This window comes from Bradyrhizobium sp. SPXBL-04 (assembly GCF_051853035.1).
In the GTDB taxonomy this organism is placed as follows: Bacteria; Pseudomonadota; Alphaproteobacteria; order Rhizobiales; family Xanthobacteraceae; genus Bradyrhizobium; species Bradyrhizobium zhanjiangense.
This window is the reverse complement of the sequence record NZ_CP182472.1, coordinates 2,075,101-2,098,657: the sequence shown is the minus strand read 5'-3', so window position 1 is coordinate 2,098,657 and position 23,557 is coordinate 2,075,101. Positions and strand designations below refer to the sequence as shown.

The 23,557-nt window shown below is 57.8% G+C and carries 19 protein-coding genes and 5 pseudogenes; 8 read left to right on the top strand and 16 right to left on the bottom strand.

Annotation, left to right across the window (positions count from 1 at the left end; genetic code table 11):
• Positions 1-108: 108 nt before the first annotated feature.
• The 4 genes from ACNJX8_RS09675 to ehuB are packed head-to-tail and all read right to left on the bottom strand — an operon-like array spanning position 109 to position 3,191.
• On the bottom strand, positions 109-972 hold the full coding sequence (locus tag ACNJX8_RS09675; RefSeq protein WP_439360414.1) for an amino acid ABC transporter ATP-binding protein: 864 nt from the start codon (positions 970-972) through the stop codon (positions 109-111).
• Positions 965-1,612, bottom strand: a complete 648-nt coding sequence (locus ACNJX8_RS09670) for an amino acid ABC transporter permease (RefSeq protein ID WP_439360413.1) — start codon at positions 1,610-1,612, stop codon at positions 965-967. Before ACNJX8_RS09670 ends, ACNJX8_RS09675 begins: the two co-directional genes overlap by 8 nt.
• Entirely contained in the window at positions 1,609-2,322 is a 714-nt protein-coding gene (locus ACNJX8_RS09665; protein WP_439360412.1) for an amino acid ABC transporter permease, read from the bottom strand. Before ACNJX8_RS09665 ends, ACNJX8_RS09670 begins: the two co-directional genes overlap by 4 nt.
• 11 nt (positions 2,323-2,333) lie before the next feature.
• Positions 2,334-3,191 carry an ectoine/hydroxyectoine ABC transporter substrate-binding protein EhuB gene (gene ehuB / locus ACNJX8_RS09660; RefSeq protein ID WP_439360411.1) on the bottom strand — a complete coding sequence of 286 codons (858 nt, stop codon included), beginning with the start codon at positions 3,189-3,191 and terminating at the stop codon, positions 2,334-2,336.
• Between the two features lie 773 nt (positions 3,192-3,964).
• Here ehuB and ACNJX8_RS09655 point away from each other — a divergent pair.
• Positions 3,965-5,155 (top strand): annotated as a pseudogene (locus ACNJX8_RS09655) (IS3 family transposase).
• Positions 5,156-5,522: 367 nt separating this feature from the next.
• Here the strand turns inward: ACNJX8_RS09655 and ACNJX8_RS09650 are convergent.
• The 10 genes and pseudogenes from ACNJX8_RS09650 to ACNJX8_RS09605 form a co-directional block, all read right to left on the bottom strand.
• Positions 5,523-6,173, bottom strand: a complete 651-nt coding sequence (locus ACNJX8_RS09650; RefSeq protein WP_439360410.1) for a hypothetical protein — start codon at positions 6,171-6,173, stop codon at positions 5,523-5,525.
• Between the two features lie 547 nt (positions 6,174-6,720).
• Positions 6,721-8,322: a GMC family oxidoreductase gene (locus tag ACNJX8_RS09645; RefSeq protein WP_439360409.1), complete on the bottom strand. Its 1,602-nt coding sequence runs from the start codon at positions 8,320-8,322 to the stop codon at positions 6,721-6,723.
• A gap of 287 nt (positions 8,323-8,609) precedes the next feature.
• Positions 8,610-9,467, bottom strand: a complete 858-nt coding sequence (locus tag ACNJX8_RS09640; protein WP_439360408.1) for a transporter substrate-binding domain-containing protein — start codon at positions 9,465-9,467, stop codon at positions 8,610-8,612.
• Between the two features lie 362 nt (positions 9,468-9,829).
• Entirely contained in the window at positions 9,830-10,501 is a 672-nt protein-coding gene (locus tag ACNJX8_RS09635; protein WP_439360407.1) for an SDR family oxidoreductase, read from the bottom strand.
• 95 nt (positions 10,502-10,596) lie between these two features.
• Entirely contained in the window at positions 10,597-11,835 is a 1,239-nt protein-coding gene (locus ACNJX8_RS09630; protein ID WP_439360406.1) for an alpha-hydroxy acid oxidase, read from the bottom strand.
• A 199-nt stretch (positions 11,836-12,034) separates the two neighbouring features.
• Positions 12,035-12,304, bottom strand: a complete 270-nt coding sequence (locus tag ACNJX8_RS09625) for a hypothetical protein (RefSeq protein WP_439362070.1) — start codon at positions 12,302-12,304, stop codon at positions 12,035-12,037.
• 116 nt (positions 12,305-12,420) lie between these two features.
• Positions 12,421-12,495: pseudogene (locus tag ACNJX8_RS09620) on the bottom strand (hypothetical protein); the annotation flags it as partial.
• 138 nt (positions 12,496-12,633) lie between these two features.
• A complete protein-coding gene (locus tag ACNJX8_RS09615; RefSeq protein WP_439360405.1) occupies positions 12,634-13,788 on the bottom strand; it encodes a M24 family metallopeptidase in 1,155 nt (384 codons plus the stop codon).
• Positions 13,789-14,191: 403 nt separating this feature from the next.
• A complete protein-coding gene (gene pruA, locus ACNJX8_RS09610) occupies positions 14,192-15,841 on the bottom strand; it encodes an L-glutamate gamma-semialdehyde dehydrogenase (RefSeq protein WP_439360404.1) in 1,650 nt (549 codons plus the stop codon).
• Positions 15,842-15,852: 11 nt separating this feature from the next.
• Positions 15,853-16,668: an enoyl-CoA hydratase/isomerase family protein gene (locus ACNJX8_RS09605; RefSeq protein WP_439360403.1), complete on the bottom strand. Its 816-nt coding sequence runs from the start codon at positions 16,666-16,668 to the stop codon at positions 15,853-15,855.
• A 117-nt stretch (positions 16,669-16,785) separates the two neighbouring features.
• Between ACNJX8_RS09605 and ACNJX8_RS09600 the strand changes: the two genes are divergently transcribed.
• From ACNJX8_RS09600 to ACNJX8_RS09575, 6 genes and pseudogenes are all read left to right on the top strand, one after another.
• The gene (locus ACNJX8_RS09600; protein WP_439360402.1) at positions 16,786-16,980 is read left to right on the top strand and encodes a hypothetical protein; all 195 of its coding nucleotides are present in this window, start codon (positions 16,786-16,788) and stop codon (positions 16,978-16,980) included.
• Positions 16,981-17,447: 467 nt separating this feature from the next.
• On the top strand, positions 17,448-17,747 hold the full coding sequence (locus ACNJX8_RS09595) for a chorismate-binding protein (protein ID WP_439360401.1): 300 nt from the start codon (positions 17,448-17,450) through the stop codon (positions 17,745-17,747).
• A pseudogene (locus ACNJX8_RS09590) lies at positions 17,744-18,313 on the top strand (anthranilate synthase component II); the annotation flags it as partial. The gene ACNJX8_RS09595 and the pseudogene ACNJX8_RS09590, both read left to right, overlap by 4 nt.
• 555 nt (positions 18,314-18,868) lie before the next feature.
• Entirely contained in the window at positions 18,869-19,987 is a 1,119-nt protein-coding gene (locus ACNJX8_RS09585; protein WP_439361862.1) for an IS4 family transposase, read from the top strand.
• Between the two features lie 224 nt (positions 19,988-20,211).
• Positions 20,212-20,413 (top strand): annotated as a pseudogene (locus tag ACNJX8_RS09580) (transposase); the annotation flags it as partial.
• Positions 20,414-20,473: 60 nt separating this feature from the next.
• Positions 20,474-20,521: pseudogene (locus ACNJX8_RS09575) on the top strand (hypothetical protein); the annotation flags it as partial.
• Positions 20,522-20,815: 294 nt separating this feature from the next.
• Here the strand turns inward: ACNJX8_RS09575 and ACNJX8_RS09570 are convergent.
• Entirely contained in the window at positions 20,816-21,676 is an 861-nt protein-coding gene (locus ACNJX8_RS09570) for a transporter substrate-binding domain-containing protein (RefSeq protein WP_439360400.1), read from the bottom strand.
• 270 nt (positions 21,677-21,946) lie between these two features.
• Here ACNJX8_RS09570 and ACNJX8_RS09565 point away from each other — a divergent pair, with 270 nt between their 5' ends.
• A complete protein-coding gene (locus ACNJX8_RS09565; protein ID WP_439360399.1) occupies positions 21,947-22,102 on the top strand; it encodes a glutamine amidotransferase-related protein in 156 nt (51 codons plus the stop codon).
• Between the two features lie 1,031 nt (positions 22,103-23,133).
• Here the strand turns inward: ACNJX8_RS09565 and ACNJX8_RS09560 are convergent.
• On the bottom strand, positions 23,134-23,409 hold the full coding sequence (locus ACNJX8_RS09560) for a hypothetical protein (protein ID WP_439360398.1): 276 nt from the start codon (positions 23,407-23,409) through the stop codon (positions 23,134-23,136).
• Positions 23,410-23,557: the final 148 nt, after the last annotated feature.

Here is a 23,557-nt window from a genome sequence, read left to right as displayed (position 1 = left end):
TAGACCTCGATCGCTTTATTGCACGGGGACGAACACCAGACGCGCTAGTCACTGTTTTAAATGCGGGACAGGGGGCCTTGGAAACTTGTGGCATCGGCTTGCTTGAATCTAGTGATTGAGCACGGATTGTAGAAAAGCTCGCGTGCGCTCGGAGTCGGGATTTGTGAAGATCTTGTCGGGGGGACCCTGCTCGATGATGCGGCCGGCATCGAAGACGGCGATACGGTCGGAGATCTCGCGTGCGAAGCGCATCTCGTGAGTGACGATCAGAAGCGTCACGTTGCTTTCATGCGCGATACGTCGCACGACATCGAGAACTTCTCCCGCGAGCTCAGGGTCCAATGCGGAGGTGATCTCGTCAAGCAAGAGTATCTCAGGTTTTAAGATCAGGGCGCGAGCGATCGCGATGCGCTGCTGCTGACCTCCCGAAAGCTGGGCGGGGTAGGCATCGACTTTGCTTTCCAAGCCGACCATGCGGAGGTATTCGAGCGCGCTCTTTTCAGCCTGCTCTTTGGACTGCTTCAGCACGGTTGTGGGCGCAAGGATCAGGTTCTGTAGCACCGTCAGATGCGGGAACAGATTGAATTGCTGGAATACCATGCCGCACCTGCGGCGGAGTCGGGCCTCCTGTGAGCCTGAAAGCGGTTTGCCTGCCGCGTCAAGCACAATGCTTTCGCCGAAGAGGCGGATATCGCCCGAGGTAGGCTTCGCAAGAGTCATTGCCAGGCGAAGCACGGTCGTCTTTCCTGAACCGCTTGGACCAATCAACGTGACCTTCTCACCAGGGCGCACTTGCAGATCGAGATCGACTAATACTTGGTGAGCGCCGAAAGACTTCGAGACCTTCTCGAATTCGATAGCCCACCTAGCTTGTTGCGATTTGGTCGATCCATATCGTTCCGTCGCGCTTGGGGCTTCTGCAGCCGCGGGGGCGAAGAGTCCTGATCGGTGAGAGTCCGCAGTGCTAAGCATGCTTGTCCTTGAATTTCTTGACGAGGTGGAGGAACGGCAAGTTCATGCCAATATAGATGACGCCTGCTAGGGTGAAGGGCTCGAGATAGCGGAAGTGTTCAAGGGCCACGTCGTTAGCTTCACCCATCAAGACGGGGATTCCGATCGCAAACAGCACCGCAGTCTCCCTGAACATGCCGAGCACGTAGTTGAGTAGGGACGGGATCGACCGCCTGACCATCAATGGAACGAGTACGCGTTGCCATGTAACAAAGGAGCTCAGATTGAGCGCGACACACGCGTCACGCAGCTCGCCGGGGATTGTGATCAGGCTCCCTCGATAAACCTCGGAGGAGTATGCGGCATAGACAATGCCGAGCACGACGATGCCGATAGGTATTGCCGGAATAGTAATTCCGGCCTCGGGTAGGACATAAAAGGTAAAATACAGCAGCACCAGAGTCGGCACACCGCGGAAGAGCTCGAGCAAGAATCGCACGAATGCCCGCCCGACCGTGGTACTCAGGCTCTCCAGGATTGCAAGCAGCAGACCTCCGATTAGCGCGATCGTCGACCCGGCAAGCGTTATTAGGATTGTGTACCAGACGCCCAGCATAAGGGTCGGCAGGATCTTCAGGACAAAGCTCCAATCCCATGTCATTGGGCAACTCTCACAGTCGGATTCGCCGCGGCTTGAACCGATAGGCGGGCAGCTCGCAAAGCGCGATTCAACGGGAGCAGCTGTTCGAGCGCGCGAAAGGCTGCCCCGCAAAGAATGGTCAAGATCCAGTAAACGATCGCGAGCAGGCAAAAAACGGCAACCGTCTCGAATGTTTGGCCGCGAATGTAGTTCGCAACATAGAGCACGTCCTGTACGCCAATGAAGCTTACTATTGCGGTCCACTTCACCATGCTTCTCGCGAGACTCCCGAAAGCGGGCACAATCTGAGAGAGCGCCTGTGGCAAAACAACCTTCGTGAAGCTCTGAAATTTACTCAGTCCGAGTGCATGACACGCGTCAGTTTGTCCACGTTGAACGGCCTCGATGCCAGAACGGACGATCTCCGCACCGTAGGCCGCTCCATCGAGCACCAGCACGAGGATTGCCGCTGTCAGGGGACTGAGGCGCGGCATTCCAGGCAGCAGCGGCAATACATAGAAGACCCAGAACAGTAGAACCAGAGCCGAAGGGGCACGAACGAGTTCGATCACGAGCATCGCGCCCACTCGTATGGCCAGCGTCTCGGAGAGCCTTAGCGCACCAAGTATAAGCGCGCCTAATGCGGCACCTGGAATGATGCACAACGCGACCCACACGGTGACCCACAAGCCCTGCGCGAGAGCGGGCCAGTACTCCACAACAGCCTTCACTGCGGTCGCTCCTACTCGCAGCTTGGGTTGAAGTCGCTGGCTTTGGTATACTTGGTAATGAGTTGCACGATAACCTCTCCGTTTGGCACCTTGTACTTGTCATAGAGCTTCTGAAGCGTACCGTCTCTCACCAGCAAGTTAAGCTCCTTGTTGTACGCGTCCCGGAAGGCAACGTCTTCCTTACGGAAGACCATCCCCCCTGCGACCAGAGGCGCGTCTTTGTCGTGGACGAGATCGAGGCCCTTCTGTTCTGGATTGGGGATAGCGAATTGACCGACTATGAATGCGTCGGCCCGACCTCCAGTGACCGTCGCGATGCCCGCCTGAGTGTCAGGAACGTAGATGATCTGCTCGGGCTTGATCCCCCGTTTCAGGGCGAACTGTTCGTAGGGAGTTCCCTTTCCCACTGCTGCCAGCTTGGCATCGGTGTGCCGCGCGATATCCGCGACGCTCGTAAGATGTTTTGGATTGCCTGCGGACACAAACAGTCCCGCCGGGTTTGCGTAGGTCGGCGCTGAAAAGAGCACCACCTTGCAGTATGCGTCCGTGATGTTCCAGCCAGCGCCAATGTAGTCGAACTGCTTGACTTGCAGTCCGGGGATCATGGCGGCCCAATCCGTGAGCACCGGCGTAAGCGCCGGCAAGCCCATGTTTTTGAGCACCATGTTCTCCAGATCCGCCAAAGAACCCGATGCCTCGCCGCTCGGCGATACGATCACGTACGGTGGCAGTGATGCCAGCGCGACGGTGACTTTGCCGGCCTTGCGGATGGAGGCGAGCGTGTCCTCAGCGTGCGCAGCAATCGGAACCGAATAGCCGGCTAGTGTCACCAGCGCAACAAACCACGAGAGCTTTGATGCCCCTCGCATAAGGCCTCCTCCATTCAAAGTTCATCAATTCTGATTGATGCATCTTGTGCAAACCATCTTTCGCGAGGCCAATACCAATTTAGGTGGCATGTATACCAAACTGGAATTGATTAAGGCTTTCCGGACACGTCTATATGGTCACGTTTTGTCAGGCTGAATCGTCTCGGCTTCACCCGCTGGGGGCGTCTCGTTTGCCACACTGCCGGTTACTGAACCGAAAGTGGGAGGATTAGAACGGTTTATCCCTATTGAACGGCCCTTCTTTCGAACACACCGCTTTTCCTGCGGTCAATGATCCCACGACGCCCAGGCGGCTCTGCAGACGAAGGTTTTTTGGATGACCGCCTACCGGTTGTTCAGGCCTTGCGGACGGCATTCGCGCGAGCGCACGATCGGAGCGGCAGCTTACGAGAATCTCTCGAATATTGTATTGGGTCGCTGGGATGCCAATCGGAGGGGCTGAGTCCTCCGCTCCCAACTCTGCCGTGATCTGCAGTTTTACTACGTAGAGAAACCGTACGGCTCAGGGATTGAAATCTGATTCCTGTGCCACAATGTTCAGGGACAGAGCCCACGATGAGTTCCCCGTGCAAGAGCGTGTGGAACGATCGCGCTCGCCAATTGAGCGCTGGCGAAAAGGCTAGCCGCCGGAGTATCGGCTTGAACTAGGTAACCAGACTGCGGTCAATCCCTAAGGGGCCGCGGCTGCCTGACCTTGCCCCCTGGACTTAATCCAGATTGAAGTTCGCTCTGGCCCATATGAGGACCAGAGCATGAAGCGCAGCCGCTTTACGGAAGAGCAGATCATCGGGATTTTGAAGGAGCACGAAGCTGGCGTGTCGGTTGCCGATCTGTGCCGGAAGCACGGCGTCAGCGATGCCAGCATCTACAAATGGAAAGCCAAGTTTGGCGGGATGGAGGTCTCGGAGGCCAAGCGGCTGAGGACGCTGGAGGATGAGAACACGCGGCTGAAGCGGCTTTTGGCCGACGCCATGCTGGACAATGCTGCGTTAAAGGACCTCCTGGGAAAGAAGTGGTGACGCCCGCGGGGAAGCGGAAAGCTGTCGCCCATCTCATGGAGGCCCACGAGATGAGCGAACGGCGGGCGTGTAAAGCCATCGGCTGTTGCCGCATGACCATCAGATATCGGACGACCCGGGCGGATGACGCGGCCCTACGCCAACGCATGAGAGCGATTGCCGAGGTGCGCCGTCGCTTCGGCTATCGGCGCCTGCATGTTCTGCTCAGGCGGGAGGGCTATCTGGTCAACCACAAGAAACTGTTCCGGCTCTACCGGGAAGAGAGGCTCGCGGTCCGTCGCCGTGGTGGCCGCAAGCGGGCGCTCGGGACCAGGGCGCCGATGGTGGTGCCGATAGCGCCGAATGACCGCTGGTCGCTCGACTTCGTCTCGGACCAGCTCACCGATGGCCGCCGCTTCCGCATCCTGACCGTGGTCGACGAGTGCACGCGCGAATGCCTGGCGTTGGTGGCCGACACCTCGCTGTCGGGCTCCCGGGTGGCGCGGGAGCTGGACCGGCTGATCATCGAGCGCGGCAAGCCCAAAATGGTGGTCAGCGACAACGGCACCGAATTGACCAGCAACGCCATCCTGACATGGGCCGATCAGAGCCGCGTCGCCTGGCATTACATCGCCCCCCGGCAAGCCGACGCAGAATGCCTTCATCGAAAGCTTCAATGGCCGTCTCCGAGACGAATTGTTGAACGAGACGCTGTTCACGTCGCTGGCCCAGGCCCGCGTCGAACTCGGACATTGGCGGGCCGACTACAACGATACGCGACCTCACTCGCAACTCGGATGGAAAACACCATCGGAGTTTGCCTTCACCTGCAACCCGCGACGGGATCTGGCGCTGCGCTATGACGATGGCTCCGCACCAGCTCCCGTCGCTACCACCGCCCATTCGGGTAAATCCAACAGCCGGGGCGAACTCAGGACTGGATAAAACTTGGGGGCAAGGTCACGCTGTGCCGGCCCCTGGGCGGAAAAGGTGGGAATTACAGCTGTTTGAGCCGGTGTCTGAGCCGGCCCCAGATGCAGCAAAGAACTGGAGCGATCTTCCACGCCCGTCGCCGCACGCACGCGGTGAAGTTGCCGGGCTCTTTAGCACGTTGCTTCGGCAACAGCTGCGGCATGAATGATAGCACGGCTGACATTCTTAGACCGCGCATTGAGATACGGCTCAAGATCGGCACAAGAGGCCCGGCCGATCTTGGCAGCGAGCGTTCAGCTAGACGAGCTCGTAGAGCGCAGCCTGACGGGCAAGCTGTCAACTCGTCATGAACTGAACGCCCGCAATAATATCCACAGGTCTATGCGCCGAGCAAACTTCGGGCGACGGCGGCGATGTCCCAGATCGGCAGCCGGAGCGTGCGGGTAAGGTCCATCCGGAACTGCGGCATAGCGGTGCATTCCAAGACGAGCGAACCGATCTCCGCGAATGCGCCGTCGTGACGTTCCTGTAGGCACAATTCGAGTATTTCCGCCCGAAGCTGTTCAGGATTCACTTGCCAGTTGGTTACAAGGTCTGGACGTGCGAACATCGACCAGTTTGGTAGGTGGTCGACGCCGACTATGCGCAGTCGAGATAGATCCGGACGGCTGCCGAGCATTTTTTCGGTGCTTGCACGGTTGTAGGTGAGGACTCCGATCGGCAGGCGCGTCGAGTCGAGTGCATTGGGTAGGAGCTGCAGGCCGCTTAGCAATGTAGGCGTGTCCGAGCGGACGAGCGATCGTGCTGCGTACATGTATCCGCAGCCCCCGACGATCAGGTCGCAATGTTGGGACAGGCGGTCAACGGCCTTCGCGATGCCAGCGAGAGCGGTTGGCGTTCCATCAAGAATCGCCTGACCAAAGGCGCCAGGCGCAATGGCAAACGCGGTTGGGACGGGCCAGAAGTCAGGGTGAGTAAAATAGCAGGGCGGCTGGTCGGGCGGCGGGGTGACGTTGAATGGGTCAGGCAAGTCCGCGGTGTCGTTGGCACCCTCGTATGGTAGAAGGACGACCCCAAGTCGCGGGCCCGCAGCTTTTCTAGTCACGAATATATCTCCATTTACTTGCTTCAGGATTCATCAGTCGGGATCGATCAAACTTGGTAGGCGGCACAAAATGCGGGCGTCCCCCTTTACGCATTGAAAAGCGAAAGTAACCTTCCCTTCACTGTTGGACGAGTAGGCGATCAATGCAAGTCGCGAAAGAAGTAGCTGAGAGCCCGTGTCGCTGATACGTCACGCCAATGACAATTCCTCAAATTTGTTGCATTGCCGGCTCCAGCACCAATACCGATTTCGGCGCGATCAATACCAGTGCGGAATTGACGCGGGCGGCTTCCTACCTCGTATTTGGTCTTGCAGTGCGCCGGACGTAGCTCGCCCAAAGCTCGCATAGCTGATTGGTTCATTTGCCCTCCATTAGTATGGCAGCGATTTCGACAAGAGGAAGTGTCACGAGTGAATGATCTAATCCTTACGGGGGCGTTGCCACAGCAATCGACAGCGCGAGCACCAGCCTTTACACTCTGCTCGCATCCTCTTTGATCATGTCGGCGCCTTTCTCGGCCACCATGATGGTCGGCGCGTAGATGTTTCCAGAGGGCAGTGTCGGCATGATCGATGCATCGATTACGCGTAGTCCGGCAAGGCCGTGCACGCGAAGGCGATCGTCAACCACCGCTATCGAATCCTTGCCCATTTTGCAAGTTCCAACTGGGTGATACAGCGCAAGGCCGGCGCGACGCGAGTAGTCGAGCCATTCGTCGTAACTTTGCACCGCAGCGCCCGGAAGACTTTCGAAGGCAATGTATTTAGCGATGGCCGCATGCTGCATGATCTTGCGCACGATCTGCAAGCCGGCCACTGTGCAGTGGCGATCGGCGTCGGCTGAGAGGAAATTCGAGCGGATAGCGGGCTCAGAGCCAGGCTTCGGCGACTTGATGTGGATTGAGCCGCGCGACTCGGGCCGGCATTGGGAGACTATCACGGTCATGCCGGGCTGCTTTTCGAGGCGGCGCGTTCGCGCAGGGTCATAGCTTGCGGGCGCCATCAGGAATTGCACGTCTGGCGTTTCAAGTTCGGGGCGCGTCCGCACGAAGCCGAACACCTGGCCGGCCGACCAGGTCAGCACGCCGCTGCCATTCAAATAATATTGTGCGATCTCGCCCAAGAGCTTCACTCCGCGTGTCTGCTCGTTGAGTGTGATGGGCCGGTTCACTCGCCAGCTCATAAGCGGCGCGAAGTGATTGCCGTAATTCTCTCCTACGCCCTTCAGTTCATGCTGGACCTCAATGCCGAATCTTTTGACGATCTCGGGCTGCCCTATTCCCGAAAGCTCCAGCACCCCCGGCGACTGAACGGCGCCGCATGAGAGGATCACCTCCCGTCTGCAGCGTGCTTCGCGCGTCTCGCGGTGCAGGCTGTAGGCGACGCCGACTGCGCGCCGGCCTTGGAGCAGAATGCGGCTCACAAGCGCGTCTGTTTCGATACGCAGGTTTGGCCGGCTGCGCGCCGGATCCAGAAAAGCACGAGCGGCCGACCAGCGTCGAGCGTTCTTGATCGTTACTTGGAAGTAGCCGAAGCCTTCCTGCCGCCCATTGTTGTAATCCTCGTTGCGCGGAAAGCCGCTCGCTTCGGCTGCCTCGATTAGAGCATCACCAAGCACGTGGTGTTCGTCGATGTCTCGGACGACGAGGGGGCCGCCGCTGCCACGTGACAAATCGCCCCGCCCTTCATAGTGTTCGGATTTCTTGAAGTAAGGCAACACATCCTGGTAGGACCAGCCTTGATTGCCGAGCTGACTCCATGTGTCGTAATCGAGTGGCTGGCCGCGCACATAGAGCATGCCGTTGATCGAGCTACAGCCACCAAGGGTCCGACCACGCGGACAGGGGATGCGACGGTCGCCCATCCCCTGCCCGACCTCCATCTCAAAGTTCCAATTGAACTTTTTGTGGTTCAGGAGTTTGGTGTAGCCAGCGGGGATATCGATCCACATTGACCTGTCGGGTGGGCCCGCTTCGAGCAGCAGGACGTTTACGCGCGCATCCTCGCTCAGTCGGTTGGCGAGTACGCAGCCAGCCGAGCCGCCCCCGATAATGATGTAATCCCATGCCGACATAAGTTGAAATCCGCGTTCTCGTTAGTCCAACTGATCGTCCTTCGCTCGCTCGCAGGACCGACGTAGATGCCGCTAGGCTCGCGCCGACGGATCTGGCCGTCGCGGCTGAGATCGAAGGGGACTTGAGCGGGTGATTTGGGTAGCATACGCTGAGCAGGTCTGGAGCAGCTCCGAGGACATTCGGCAGGGAAGGTCCGCGCCTGAGTGGATCGGTCTAGTGATGGAGTCTTTCCTGGAGCTGATCTCAAAGCGCGGGCTCCACACAGCGGCGTTCGCGGTCGTTCGCGCTACTCGCAGCTTGGCACGATGTCACTGGCCTTCGTAAAGTTCGCGAGCAACTGCGCTTGCTCGTCTCCATTCGGAATCCCGTACTTCTGATAAAGCTTTTGAACTACGCCACTTCTGATCAAGGAGATCAGGTGCTTATTGAATTCGTCGCGGAAGCCTACGTCTTGCTTGCGGAATGCCGCGCCAGACCCGTCCACCGGGGACTGCTTGTCGACAACGACCTCAAGTCCCTTTTGCTCTGGATTGGTGATGCTAAATTGACCGAGTATGAACGCGTCCGCCCGACCGCCGATAACAGTCGAGGCGCCGGCCTGAATGTCCGAGACCTGCATGATTTGCTCGGACTTGACTCCTTGCTTGACCGCATAGGCCAGTTGGGCTGACGTTCCGATTGCGGAGAGTTTGATATCGGGACGTTGTGCGACGTCCGCAACGCTCATCAGATGCTTCGGATTTCCAGGCCGGACATACAGCCCTGTTCGGGCAGCGTAATAGGGCGTCGAAAGCAGCACGGCCTTGCAGCGCGCTTCCGTGATGTTGAAGCCGGCTCCAATATACTCGTACTGCTGAGCCTGCAATCCAGGGATCATGAACTCCCAACCTGTGAGCACTGGCGTAAGCGGCGGCAGTCCCATTTCCTCCAAGACCATGCTCTGCAAGTCAACGGAAGAGCCTGTTGCCTCGCCGGTCGGCGACACAATTATGTAAGGAGGGGCCGAGGACATGGCCACCTTGATTTTTCCGGCCTTACGGATGGAGCTAAGAATAGCGTCCTCCGCGTGAGCAGCCACAGGAAGCGAATGGGCTGTCACCGTGAGTAGCAGGATTAACAGAGAGAGCTTTGATGCAGCGCGCAAGAGATCTCCTCCATCAAGTTCTTTAACCAAAGTCTGTTGTTACTTTGAGAGCGAACAGGGCGCCAATACCAACTTCGAAAACACCGATATCAGAATGGAAACGATGATAGCGCAGGCTCCTCCAAACCGCCGGGGATGGTGTTTAATATAGAGCCGGATTACGGATGCCGGCGGAATATCACCTTAAGGACTGTTCGTTATTGCCGAGCGGAGCCTGCTCGCTCCTCGCGATACCGATCATTGGCGAACCAATTTTGACATAGGGTAGCGTTTTCCCTCCCGAGATCGCCGCCTAGAATAGCTGATGCGGCTGCGCGAACCACGACCGGGCAGTCTTCCCCCAAACAACTCAATCTGTGACACTACCAAGGGATTATCTCGCCATCGTAACTGATAAGGCGACCTGTGTTGTGCGAGCCAAGCGTCGCGATCACGTTGCGCATGCCCGACACGCTTTCTCCGACCTCGAGGTTCGCGGCGGTCGTTCCTATATCAGTCTTGACCCAGCCTGGATGCAGAGCCGCGATGAGGATGTTTCTTGGCGCTAAGTCGATGGCCAGGCTGCGCGTGATGCAATGGAGCGACGCTTTCGTGGCGCGATACAGATAGCTTCCGCCTCCCTCTTCGTTACACGCGATACTGCCTTGGCGGCTCCCAATATTCGCGATCTTGCTGCCAGGAGGAATGAGAGGAAGAAGAGCTTCCGTTATCTGAAGCGGCGCAATGACATTGACGTGAAACGCTGCCTGCCAATTGGAGTAATCCAGCTGCCCGAGCTGTTGAATGCCCGGATGATAAGCGGCATTGTTGATCAAGAGGTCGATCTGGTGCCCCTCGAGCGCGTGGGCTAAAGCGCGCACGTCGTGTTCGCTGCGAACGTCCAGCTGTACCAACTCGGCGCCCAATGCCCGCGCCTGGGCAGCCTCGTCGGGTCGCCGCGAAGCCGCGATGACGTGCCAACCAGCTTCGCGGTATTGGCGTGCGAACTCTAAGCCTAAGCCACGGTTGGTACCGGTCACAAGGACGGTCTGCATCGCATTCGCCTATTCGAAACTAGACAGCGGGAAACAATTCGGGGCAATGCCAGTTTGGCACTGCAAAACCCTTCTTGCTGATAACTTGGCCCATTTTACTGGGCCTTTTGAACCGGGTGAGCCGCACTCGGTTTGGTAGGGCCGTTCCGAGAGGCGCTACTCCCGATTGAAGCGGAACAGTGGTGCCGAGGCTCGGGCATTTCGAGCAAGCTTCTGTCCAATTCGCCGATGGTCTTGCAACCCGTTTGGGCCATTGCGACGTCGAGTTCGCGGCGCAAAATGCCGATCATTTGGCTCGCACCTGCCATGCCGCCTACAGCGGTGCCGTATAACAGAGTTCGGCCCAGCATGACGGCCCTGGCTCCCACCGCAAGGAGTTTGAGAATATCGCTGCCCCGCTGGATTCCGCTGTCTGCAATAACAGCGATTTTCCCACCGATGGCATCCACGATTTCCGCCAGCACCTCGATCGGTGCCACGGCGCTATCGAGGTTGCGTCCACCATGATTCGAGACGACGATGCCGTCGGCGCCCAGCTTGGCCGCGAGGATTGCGTCATCAGCACGAAGGATCCCCTTAAGGACAAGATTGCCCTTCCAGAGTTCGCGCAGCTGATGGATGTGATCCCAGCCGAAGTTGGGCTCGTAACGGAGGTTCTTAGTGCGGAATATACTGCTGCGATAGGCAGGTGGATAGTTGGCGAACGCCGGGACTTGGCCTGTGGCCAAATAGCGCGCTAACACGCCGAAGGCCCATCGCGGGTGGAGAGCAACGTCGCAAACGTTTCTTGCCGAAAAATTGAACGGCATACCGAAGCCGTTGCGGGTGTTGTATTCGCGGTTGGCAGCTACGGATCCGCTGTCAACTGTGACTACGAGCGTTCGCACGCCGTTGTCCCACGCCCGCTGAAGCAGGTCGCGCCAGAGCTCTTCCCGTTCCCAAAGATACAGCTGGAGCCAGATTGGACCGGTGCTCGCTGCGGCGATCTCCTCCACCGCGGTAATCGCCTCGGTCGCAGCACAAAACGGGATCCGGTACGAGGCGGCAGCTTTGGCCAGTTCGATTTCTCCTTGATACCACACGAGGCCCGCGAAGGCAGTCGGAGCGACGATGATTGGCGTGTCATGAGTTTCGCCGAAGAGAGAGACGGCTTGGCTGCGAACGCCGGAGCCCGTCAGGATCCGCGGCCTGACACGCACTTCATCGAGGGCCTGCCGATTGCGTAGCAGCGCAGTCTCGTCCTCGCTGCCCCTGTCGATGTATTCAAAGATACCGCGTGGCAGCCGGTGTTTAGCCAATCGCCGAAGTTCGTTATAGTTGAGGAAGTCGTTCACGTAGCTGAACTCCGGTACCGGACGTTGCGCGAGTTGAACGTGGTTCGACACGAGGATCTATTCATAGCAATTTTTGCTCCATCGGTCGTGGCAGCCGTTTCGATATCGTCGGCCGGCCAGCGCCATTTGCCGTTAACAACCGGTCGTAGCCGAAGCCATTCTGCTGTCGGTTGCTGTAGCCCTGCTTGCGCCGGACTCCTCAGGCTTCGGTGGCCTCGATCAAGGCATCGCACAGCACGCGGCGGTCCGGGGTGTCGCGAACATTGAGGCGCCTGCCCCCGCGCGAGCGATCGCCAGCGACCTCGCAGTGCTCCACTTTAGGGCAGCACGTCGCGATTGCCGAGCGCGGCCCAGCTGTCGCCATCGAGCGGCTGGCGGCGGCGATGCCGTCGATCGTGCTGCAGCCGCCCAGCTCGGGGCCGCTCGGAGCGAGGGAGCGACGACCATCGATACTCTCGTTGGGCTGCATCCGGACCTTCTAGTCCAACTGGGCCTGGTTGAGCAGCTTCGTGAAGCCCCCCGGGATGTCGATTCAGATTGACTTGTCGAGTGGCCCGCCTCGAGCACCAGCACCTTCACGTTCCTATCCTCACTCAGGCGATCGGTGAGCACGCATCCGGCCGAGCCGCTACCTACAACAGTGTAGTCGCACTCGGCCATGACGCGCGTTCTCTCGTTCATCCACTTGCAGCGGCGCCCAACAGTCACGACATGAGACAGTCGCTTTGCGCACAATCCGACGGCAAAGCCGAGCGCGTGGAGGCCTGCAACCAACCTGAATTCGCCGCGCACGCGTTTTCATACCCGGATCGGCTCGCCAATGACTGGAATCTCGCGAGACCCGAATCCCAAAGTCAGCAGGCGCGGTCCCTGCTCGGTTACAACGAACAAATCCTCGATATGATACATCGAGCCGTCGGCGTCGGAGACCATTGGCTCTATATTGAACACCATGCCCACTTCGAGCTTCGCCTTTTCGCCGGGCCGGATCATCGGGAATTCGTGATTTTCAACGCCAAAGCTGTGGCCGACGAACACCATTTTGAAATTGAGCCCGAGCTTTTCCGCCCTTTCCTTACAGAAGAAGTAAGGCTCCTCCGCCGCGATGCCGGGCCGAACCATATTGATGGTTGATGTGTGGAGATCCCACAGTTTTCCGTATGTCTCACGTTGCAAGAGCGTTGGCTCACCGGTCGAATAGGTGCGTGCAAAATCGCTACCCCAGGCACCATATTTGCCACCAACGTCAAGGCGAACGATCTCGCTCTTGAGGGGCACCCGTTCGGTCGGACGCGCATGATTGTAGGAGGTTCTAGGGCCGCTTGCGAAGATTAAGAAGGTAATTTCCTCGGCCCCCTTGCTAACGAGGCCATCCGTAATGCGATTGGCCATCATCCGCTCAGTCTCACCGAGCCTACTAGCGCTCATCGCCTCCAGCACGGCTCGATGCGTCTGCTTCGTGGTCCTCTCAAGAAGTTCGATTTCGCCCGGCAACTTGACCGCACGAATCGCAGCAATATTTTTGCTTGTGTCTATGAACTTAACATTTGGCATCCTGCTCGCAAGGCGCGCATGGGTTCCGGCTGGCAGATAGTTCAGATCAATACCAATCGTGCCGTGATCATTCCCGAGATCAATCAGGATATCTGCAAGTGCGTCGGCGGGATCATTCGCGTATTCAGTGTAGGTGCGAACGTCCTTGATCCAGCCCTCCTCAGCCGTCTGTTTTCGCTCGGTAGTCGCAACCAGCGCGACCGGCTCCCCAGCGGCTGGCAGGATCACAAATGCCTGGCGTCTCAGACGCGAGACTGACATTAGGCAGACACAGCTCGCGTAGATGAAGTTTTCCGGGCTTGTGGCGATGACTGCATCAATACCGAGCTTCCCCGCCAAGGCCTGAAGAGCTGACATATTAGGCCGCGGAGACATTGATTTGGGGGCAGCTTGGTTCATGAAGACTGGGCTCCTGGGAGTTCATAAGTATTGTGATGAAATGTGACGAACCGGCCCCGCAAGGGCCAATACCAAATCCGAAGGGTTCAATACCAAATTGGAATTATGGTGGCGTAGTACGCGGAAGGCGGCCGTACGAGACCGGCGCATCGTTGCCATCGATTCTGGTCGCCAAATGCAAGCGGCCAGCGGCCAAGTGTAACCTGGCGGGTCTGATCAGCGTCAACTTGCTCTGCTTAACGTCTGGGTTCTTTTAGCAGGTTAATGTTGAGATGCGGTAGTCCTTGAGTCAGGTCGTCGCGACGGCTGGATTTCGGCCGGTCTGAAACCACGTCGAACAATCGCTTGTTCGCATTTGCAGCAAGCCGGCCGATAGGAACTATCGCGATCTGAGCTCAAATGCTCAACCGTCGACCGAATCGCTCAGGTAAGGATAACGATAGTCTTTCGGCGGGACGAACGTCTCTTTGATACTTCTGGGCGACGTCCATCGGATTAGATTCCAGATGGACCCCGCTTTGTCATTGGTGCCAGACATTCTCGCTCCGCCGAAGGGTTGCTGGCCCACAACAGCACCGGTCGGTTTATCATTGATGTAGAAGTTTCCGGCCGCAAAGCGAAGTCCACTTGATGCCTGATCGATGATGCGGTGATCCGTCGAGAATATTGCGCCCGTGAGACCGTAGGCGCCCGACTGATCGATCCTCTCGAGAATATCTTCAAACTCGCCATCGCGGTAAACATAGGTCGTAACGATCGGTCCGAAGAATTCCTCACGCAGGAGCGGCGCTTCGAGATCGTCCGTTTCGATCAGGGTCGGCGCAATGAAGTACCCGTCCTTCTGGTCGCCATTTCCTCCCCTGAGAATCTTCGCGCCGGATGCCTTGGCTTCCTCGAAAACGCGCATGTGCTTTTGCCACGCTTTGTGATCGATCACCGCTCCCATAAAGTTGCTGAAATCAGACACATCGCCGACTCTGATGGTTGAAATTTCATCGCATAAGATAGTCTTCAGCGATGGCCACAAGGAAGCCGGCACAAACACCCGAGATGCGGCTGAGCACTTTTGTCCCTGATATTCATAACCGCCGCGAATGATCGCTGTAGCCAATGCTGAAAGGTCAGCGCTGCCGTGGGCGAGAATGAAGTTTTTCCCCCCGGTCTCGCCGACTAGCCGCGGATAGTTGCGATAATGACCGACATTCGATCCGACCTTTCGGATGACGCTATTAAAGACTTGTGTTGAGCCAGTGAAGTGAACGCCAGCAAGGCGATGATCGGCCAATGCAACCTCTGCAATCTCGGCGCCATCGCCATAGACGAGATTGATTACCCCATCTGGAAGCCCAGCCTCCCACAAGATCCGCATAATAAGTTGAGCGGCATACTTTGCGGTGCCTGCCGGCTTCCAGACAATGGTGTTGCCCATCAAGGCTGGTGCAGTCGGCAGGTTACCGGCGATCGCGGTGAAGTTAAACGGTGTGATCGCAAATACGAAGCCCTCCAGTGGGCGGTAATCGCTGCGGTTCCAAACGCCTGGAGGAGAGATCGGTTGATCTTCATACAGGCGCTTCATGAACTCGACGTTGAACCGCCAAAAGTCGATGAGCTCCGCGGCAGAGTCGATCTCGGCCTGATGAACTGTTTTGGATTGTCCGAGCATGGTCGATGCGTTAAGGCGATCGCGCCATGGTCCAGATAGCAGCTCGGCGGCTTTCAGGAAGATTGCGGCCCGTTTGGTCCAGGGCCATTTTGACCAGTCGTGCCATGCGCGCACGGCCGCATCGATGGCGGCTTTTACTTCCGTTGCGGAAGCCAGATGAGCATCCCCGAGGACATGCTCATGCCGGTGAGGCATGACCGCTGTCTCACGACGGCCAGTTCGCTGTTCGGCCCCGTTAATGATAAGCGGCAGCTCCACACGCTCCCGGCTCATTTGCGCGAGCGCGGCTTTTATCGCCGATCGCTCGGGACTAGTCGGTGCATATTCGCGCACAGGTTCGTTGCGCGGAAATGGTGGATGCGAGAGTGCAGCCTCTACAGAGGAATTCATATCTGTTCCCGTCAATCGAGAGTTGATTTGGGTGCCGGAGGTTCTGTTTGCTCTTGAGATCTGCGGGCACGGCGCAGCGCAAAGAAGTCGCGTATGACGGCTTGTGGTTCACCGCCGTTGAATGCCTCGACTTGCCCTTCAGCGGCGAGCTCCCACGCTCGCTCATACTCGGCCGAATTTGCGTGGCACAAGTATTGTTTGGTTATGCGAAACGCCTCCGCGGGCTTTCCGCCAAGCTCGCGTGCCACCGATAGCGCGGTTTCAAGAACGTCTTGCCGCTCCACCAGATGATGAATCAAACCGACGCGAAAGCACTCTGCCGCATCCATCATTCGCCCGGTAACAGCGAGCTCCACCGTGCGCGACCGGCCAAGGCTTTCCTTCATGAGCCAGGGGCCAAGGATACTCGGAATGCCGGAATTGACTTCCGGCTGTCCCATTTGCACGTCGGGGTGGGCGACAATGACGTCCATGAGAAGCGTAATCTGAAAGCCTGATCCAGCAGCGAGACCATTGAGCGCGCCCACCACCGGCTTTGGCATTTCACGGACTGTGTCATAAAAACGCTTAAACTGATTCATTGCCTCCCGGGTGGTCGCTTCGCTTCCGACCTTCTCCGATTCAGTCAAGTCCTGCCCCGCGCAAAAGGCTCTGTCTCCCGTTCCAGTGAACACGATCGCGCGCACATCTTCGCGCTCAGCCGCCGCGTTCAGAATATCGCAGATGTGCTGCCGCATCTTTCCGGTCCAGGCGTTGAGGCGATGTGGCCGGTTCAGCCGGATCACGAGAATATCCTGCAGAAGTTCAGTCTGTACTTCATCCGTCATTGGAAAACTGCCATTTGCTTCTCGGTCTTGCCCCCGCCGTTTACGAGACCATTCAGGCCGTTGGATTGTTCAATCCGAATTCCCCACGCGCCTGAGGGCGGTTGGGGCGTCGAATTCATGGATAAGGCCCAGCCGGAGATCACCGACAAGATCGAGGTATCGCGGAACTTTGCGACAGGCGAGCGTCGCCTCGCGCCATCGAATGAGATCGAGCTGAGCTGTTGCCCGAGCTTCGCGAATCTCATGACGCTGCCGTTGAACCGCAAAATGGCCCTTCTCCAGGGCGTCCCGGTAATTTTAGCAATGAGCTGATGAAGCCTAAGCATCCGATTCCATACGCCGGGCCAAGGGGCCCATCGAGAGGCGCCCCGACCTTTCCAAGTTGTCTCGCGATCGCCCGTGATCACGCCAATACCAATTTCGGAGCAACCAATACCAACTTGAAATTGATCAAACCGTTTGAGCGAAATGCTCAGCAATGCGGACAAAAGACAAGACCCGGCAAGAATGCGCAGGTTTCCTTCCCAGCTGCAACACTGTGCGGGGGGTGCCAGCGGTCAACCGGGCACGAATGTCAGAGCTAAACAGCAGTTGCGACGATTCCGAATTGTCAGTTCGCGCTGTACGTTACGTACGGAGCTGCATAGGGCAACGAGCGCACTCCGACTATGTCGGCCCCTTGATTCGTATGCAATCCTGTGCCTTAGCGCGTCATCTTGTGTCGATTGTTAACGGTCAGCTGGCATAAGACTAGAACGCGGTCAGCGCGTTTCGAGCCTGTGTTCTCGGAGGCTCCACTACCAGGGGCACCAAAGGTGCGATCGATGGAAATTATTACGGACGCCGAGCGTGTCGCACGAGAGGTCTATTGTGGGGCGATCGAGTTCGTCGGCTTCAACGGGTACATGAACACGAACGTTGTGATCCGCACTGTGACGCTCGACGATCGTTCGGCTGCGTTCCACGCAGGCGCCGGAATAACGGCGATGTCACAGCCAGAGGTCGAGCACGGGGAGACTCTCGGCAAGGCGCAACGGATGTTTGATGCATTTTGTGCTGAGACGTCCGGTGCATTTTGATTGTCATCATCGACAACTACGATTTTTTCGTCTTCAATATTGCGCGCTATTTCCGCAAGCTCGGCCAAGCGACGGAAGTAATCCGAAATGACGCGCTCGCCGTCGGAGATGTTGCGAACCTCAACCCACGCGCCGTGGTGATCTCTCCCGGTCCGGGCAGTCCGATCCAGGCGGGAATATCGACCGCTGCCGTACGCGAACTGTCAGGCCGCGTTCCAATTCTGGGCATCTGTCTCGGACATCAGTGTATTGGTGCGGTGTTCGGTGGACGCATAGCGCGGGCAGGTCAACCCATGCACGGCCGCTCCTCGTATGTAACGCATGAGGATCGGGGACTGTTCAAAGGGCTTCCGTCCCCGCTTTGCGTCGGACGCTACCATTCTCTTGTCGTTGAGCTTGATGATTCATCCGCGCCACATCTCAGGGTGACAGCGCGTTCGGACGAAAGCGAGATCATGGCCGTCGCACACCGCACTCACCCGACCTACGGCGTGCAGTTCCATCCAGAATCGGTACTTACCCGGCACGGGCCGGAGCTGCTGATGAACTTCTTGCGACTGTCAAAGATTCCGGCGCGTAGGGTCGAAGATCGTTCGCGCAGCAGCCGCCTAGCTCGCCAAGTGATCCCACGGGTTGCGGAGATCGCGCTCAGCGGCGACCAGCCTTCGCACAAAACGCGCGAGTGAAGTCCATCAGATACAGCTTCCAACAGCAGACCGCGCTTACGCGACAAGCAAGGCGCGGCCACGGCGGCGCGCGACGAGAAATTATGCTGCCGGCGTTGCGGTGGTCACCGGGCGATTCGCCGGGATGGTCGGGTTGCTGACACCAACCTGATTCGACGAACCACCGATCAGATGAGTCTCCCTCCTGTGAAGCTTTCAATTTCCCATAACTTTGACCACTCGGGCTGATCCGCAGATCGGCGAAAACTTGAATCGAAAGAATCACTTGTGATTCCTTTCTGAGCACCTGATTCGCGAGGGGTGCTCTATGGGGCTGACATTAAGGGATCGATCGGCAAAAGGCTATTTGCCGTCGTTGGAAGGTGAATGTTGGATTGATGAGAGAGTAGTGGATGCGAGTTTAGGGACGCGCGGCTCGGCGACAGATTCCGCAAACTGCTCACGCAGATTGGAAGCGCCGTGGGACAAAGCATTCCGCTCGTCTGCCAGGATTGGGCGAATACCAAGGCAGCCTACCGCTTCTTCTCTAACGACCGGGTCAGCGAAGTAGACATTCTGGCCGAACATTTCCGATCGACACGTGACCGTGCCGCCGCCACTGAAGGTCTGGTTCTTGTTCTGCACGATACAACCGAGTTCAGCTATCAACGCGAGAAGTCAGAAGCGATCGGCATCACCAAGAGCATAAACAGTGGATGGGATAAGGCAGGTCGCCTCAGATCGCACCCGGTTTGCGGCATCCTGATGCATTCGAGCCTCGCGGTTACAATCGAGGGGGTGCCGCTGGGGTTGGCGGCCGTTAAGTTCTGGACCCGGAAGAAATTCAAGGGGACGGCAGCGCTTAAAAAGAAGATCAATCCGACCCGGATTCCCATCGAGAAGAAGGAAAGCGTCCGGTGGTTGGAAAATCTCAAGCAGTCTACGCAACTGTTGGATCATCCGGGACGATGCATCCATATCGGTGATCGCGAGAGTGACATTTACGAGCTCTTCTGCGCAGCACAGGAGATCGGAACTCATTTCCTGATCAGGACCTGCGTCGACCGCTTGGCTGGAGACGGGGATCACACGATCGCCGACGAAATGGACGAGGTCGCCGTCAAAGGGCTCCATCGCATCGAAGTCAGAGACAGCAACGGCGATCCCGACCAGGCCATTCTTGAGATCAGGTATCGCGAGATTCGCGTCCTACCGCCGATCGGAAAGCAGAAGCGCTATCCCGCTCTGACCCTGACGGTGATCCATGCCGAAGAGCGCGGGACGCCGAAAAACAGAAAGAAGATCGATTGGAAGCTGCTCACCGACCTGCCTGTTAGTTCCCGCACCGACGCCGTTGAGAAGCTGGAATGGTACACTTTGAGATGGAAGATTGAGGTGTTCCACAAGATCCTCAAATCGGGCTGCAAAGCTGAGGAGTCGAAGCTCAGGACCGCCCAGCGTCTGACCAATCTGATCTCGCTCTTTTTGCATCCTGAGTTGGCGGGTCTTCTGGATGACGATGCTCAACCGTTCCGCCCCAGACGCGCCGCCAACCCTCGCGTTGACTGCGACTGAAATCGGCGTGCTCGATCGCCTCGTGAACGACAAACCAAAAAACAAGCCAGAAAACGCTCTCGCACTATCTGATCAAGATCGCCCGGCTCGGCGGTTATCTCGCCCGCGCCAGCGATCCGCCGCCCGGCAATACCGTTATGTGGCGCGGGCTGTCACGCCTCACCGACATCGCGCTGGGCGCCATGGTCGGAGGAGAATTTGTGGGTATTTGAAAGCCTCACCGGATGCTTACTCAGATGATGAACCTGCGGACGCTTGAAGAAGACCCCTGATGCGGATCTGCGGCCCGAGATGATTGGCTTTGCCGCTCAACGATTGATGGAGCTGGAGGTCGCCGGGCTGACCGGTGCGGCCTACGGCGAGAAGAACGTCCAGCGCCTTGCCCAGCGCAACGGCTACCGTGACCGGACCTGGGAAGCGCGCGCCGCTCGCGGAGCGTTCCGGCCTGGACATTTTCGGGGGTGTTGCGACCGTGGTGCTCAACATGAGATCGTTTGTCGGCCAGAAAGATTTCAGCAATGCGGGGTCGTACGTCGCATGGCAATTGACCTCAATTTTCTGATCGAGATCGTCACCGTGCCAACCGTTCGGCGAGTCGGACGGGCTCGCGATGAGCAGTTGCAACAGGTCTCTTTGCCGGATAGGACTCGCTGTTCTGTGCGCCTTTGCGTATCGTACGATCTGACAACGCGGAAAACGCTGCCGGTCTCGTATGAAGCAACCTCTCGCTCCTCTAGCGGGATGATTTACAATGTAACCACACGGTTGCCCCGCAAGCGCCTCCAAGAACAGGCCACTGGTGCAAAATGGCCGCACTACGGTTTCTTCTTACTCGCAGCTTGGAACGACGTCACTGGCCTTGTTCAGGTTGGCAAGAAGCCTGGCTTGGGTATTCCAATTAGGGAGGCCGTACTTCTCGTAAAGCTTGTCCATCGTGCCGTTTCTGATCAACGGGATGAGGCGCTCGTTGAATGCATCGCGGAAGCCTGCATTTTCTTTGCGGAACGTGAAGGCCGACGCATACACTGGTGACCGTTCGTCGACGACGGCCTCGAGGCCTTTTTGCTCTGGATTCGGGATGCTGAACTGACCGACTATATACGCATCCGCCCGTCCGCCGGTGACCGTCGCGACGCCCGCCTGAATGTCAGGAACGTAGATGATCTGCTCGGGCTTGACCCCTTGCTTTAGCGCGTACTGCTCGTAGGGTGAGCCCTTCCCAACTACCGCGAGCTTAATTTCGGAGCGGCGCGCAACATCTCCAGCGCCAGTCAGATGCTTGGGATTGCCGGCTAAGACAAACAGCGCGGCCTGGGTTGCGTAATAGGGCGCCGAAAACACCACTGTTTTGCATAATGCTTCCGTGATGTTCCAGCCCGCACCAATGTAGTCGAATTGCTTAACTTGCAGTCCCGGGATCATGGCGGCCCAATCCGTGAGCACCGGCGTAAGCGCTGGCAGACCCATGTTTTTGAGTACCATGTTCTGCAGATCGACCGAAGCGCCCGTGGCCTCGCCGCTCGGCGACATGATCATGAAAGGTGGAACTGACGTTAGCGCGACTGTGATTTTGCCATCTTTTCGCAGGGACGCGAGAAGTCGGTCCTCCGGTTGCGCTGACGTCGGAAACGAATAGCCGGCTAGTGTAAGCAGTAGAACGAAGAACGAGAGCTTTGGTGTCCCACACATGCGGCCTCCTCCATCAAAGTTCATCAATTTTAGTTACGGTTCCATTGTGGACGAGCAGTCTCCGACGCGGCCAATACCAATTCAGGCGAAACTCATTCCAAATTGGTATTGGCACGGTGTTCGGTGGACGCATGGCGCGCGCAAGTCAACCGATGCACGGCGCTACTCGTATGTAACGCATAATCCATTCAAGGGGCTTCCGTCCCACCTTTCGGACGCTACCATTCTATTGTCGTTGAACTTGATGAATCATGCGCGCCACATCTCACGGTGACAGCGCGTTCGGATGAAAGCGAGATCATGGCCCTCGCACACCGCTCTCACCCGCCCTACGACGTGCAGTTTCATCCAGAATTCGGTACTTACCGGGGACGGGCAGGAGCTGCGATGAACTTCTTGCGACTGGCAAAGATTTCCGGAGCGTGAGGGTCGCCGTTCGGGCAGGTAGAGCCGAGCTCGCTAAGTGATTCCACTTCTTGGATTGCGCAAATCGCGCTCAGCGGCGACCAGTCCTCCCACAGAACGCGCGAGGTGAGTCGCACGAGAGACACTCTCTCAATGGCATCCCGCGCTTACACGCCCAGCAAGGCCCGGGCGACGGCAGCGATGTCCCAGATCGGCAACCTCAACGCCGCTGCAAGCTAAGGCCTGAAGTGCGGCATAGCGGTGCACTCCAAGACGAGTGACCCGATGTCCTTAAAGGCTCCCGCGTGACGCTCGTGCAAGGCCACCTCGAGTAGCTCCGCCCCGAGCTGCGGCGAACTCACCCTTGGGTTGATAACAAAGTCTCTGTTATTGATGGCCGACCAGCTAGGTAGGTGGTCAACACCAATAATGCGTAGTCGAGAGCGATCTGAATGGCTGGCAAGCATCTTTTCCGTGCTCGCCTGGTTAAAGGTGAGTACTCCGACCGGCCGCCGGGTTGATTCGAGGGCGTTGGGCAGGAGCTGCAGGGCACTGAGCAATGTGGGCGTATCCGAGTGGAAGAACGATCGCGCTGCGTACATGTAGCCGCAGTTCCCGACGATCAGGTGGCAATGTGGCGCCAGCCGATCGACGGCCGCTGCGATGCCATTTAGGGCAGCCGGCGTACCTTCGAGCACATCCGCTCCGATAGCGCCGGCTGCGACGGCGAACGCGGTCGGAACGGGCCAAAAGTCGCGGCGCATGAAAAAGCCGGGGGTAAATTCGTATGCGCGGGCGCGTTGAACGGATCCGGCAGATGTGCTGTGTCAGGCGCGCCGTTGTATTGCAAATTGATAACGCCGAGACGCGTGCCCGGAGATTTTCTCGTCACAATCATAGCACATCCCTCGTTCGCCCGTTCATTGTTATTCCCAGACCGGCGCGACATCACTGCTGAGACGCTCATTGAATGCATCGCGGAAACCTAGCGGAATGCCGCGCCCGCTCCATTCATCGAGAATTGATTGTCAAGGAGGACCTAAAGGCCTCTCTCATTCGGATTGGGAATACTGAATTAACCGATCATGAATGCGTCCTACACGACCGTCGATCACGGTCGCGGCGCCGACCTGACGGTTGGGAATGATGATGATCTGCTCAGGCTTGACGCCCTGCGCCAGTGCATAGACGTGAGCGGATGATGACGCAATTGTCGCCAGCTTGATGTCGGGACGGTGCGCAACGCTCGGAAAATGCGTCGGATTTCTAGACGTATAGCCCGCTCCGGGTTGCGTAAGTAGGCGGCCGAAAACACCACCGCTTTGCAACGGGCTTCCGTGATGTTCATGCCAGCGCCCATGTAGTCGAACTGGCGCCTCTGCAGTCCGGGACTATGGTGGCCCAATCAATGAGTACCGCCGTAATGTCCGGCAGTCCCTTTGATCACCATTGCGTAAATCGACATAAGAATCCGTC

Bases quoted from the DNA above. Each gene is read 5' to 3' on its own strand.
- ACNJX8_RS09675 (WP_439360414.1), bottom strand. From the start codon at position 972: ATGCTTAGCACTGCGGACTCTCACCGATCAGGACTCTTCGCCCCCGCG.
- ACNJX8_RS09670 (WP_439360413.1), bottom strand. From the start codon at position 1,612: ATGACATGGGATTGGAGCTTTGTCCTGAAGATCCTGCCGACCCTTATG.
- ehuB (WP_439360411.1), bottom strand. From the start codon at position 3,191: ATGCGAGGGGCATCAAAGCTCTCGTGGTTTGTTGCGCTGGTGACACTA.
- ACNJX8_RS09645 (WP_439360409.1), bottom strand. From the start codon at position 8,322: ATGTCGGCATGGGATTACATCATTATCGGGGGCGGCTCGGCTGGCTGC.
- ACNJX8_RS09635 (WP_439360407.1), bottom strand. From the start codon at position 10,501: ATGCAGACCGTCCTTGTGACCGGTACCAACCGTGGCTTAGGCTTAGAG.
- ACNJX8_RS09625 (WP_439362070.1), bottom strand. From the start codon at position 12,304: ATGCAGCCCAACGAGAGTATCGATGGTCGTCGCTCCCTCGCTCCGAGC.
- ACNJX8_RS09615 (WP_439360405.1), bottom strand. From the start codon at position 13,788: ATGAACCAAGCTGCCCCCAAATCAATGTCTCCGCGGCCTAATATGTCA.
- pruA (WP_439360404.1), bottom strand. From the start codon at position 15,841: ATGAATTCCTCTGTAGAGGCTGCACTCTCGCATCCACCATTTCCGCGC.
- ACNJX8_RS09605 (WP_439360403.1), bottom strand. From the start codon at position 16,668: ATGACGGATGAAGTACAGACTGAACTTCTGCAGGATATTCTCGTGATC.
- ACNJX8_RS09600 (WP_439360402.1), top strand. From the start codon at position 16,786: ATGGATAAGGCCCAGCCGGAGATCACCGACAAGATCGAGGTATCGCGG.
- ACNJX8_RS09570 (WP_439360400.1), bottom strand. From the start codon at position 21,676: ATGTGTGGGACACCAAAGCTCTCGTTCTTCGTTCTACTGCTTACACTA.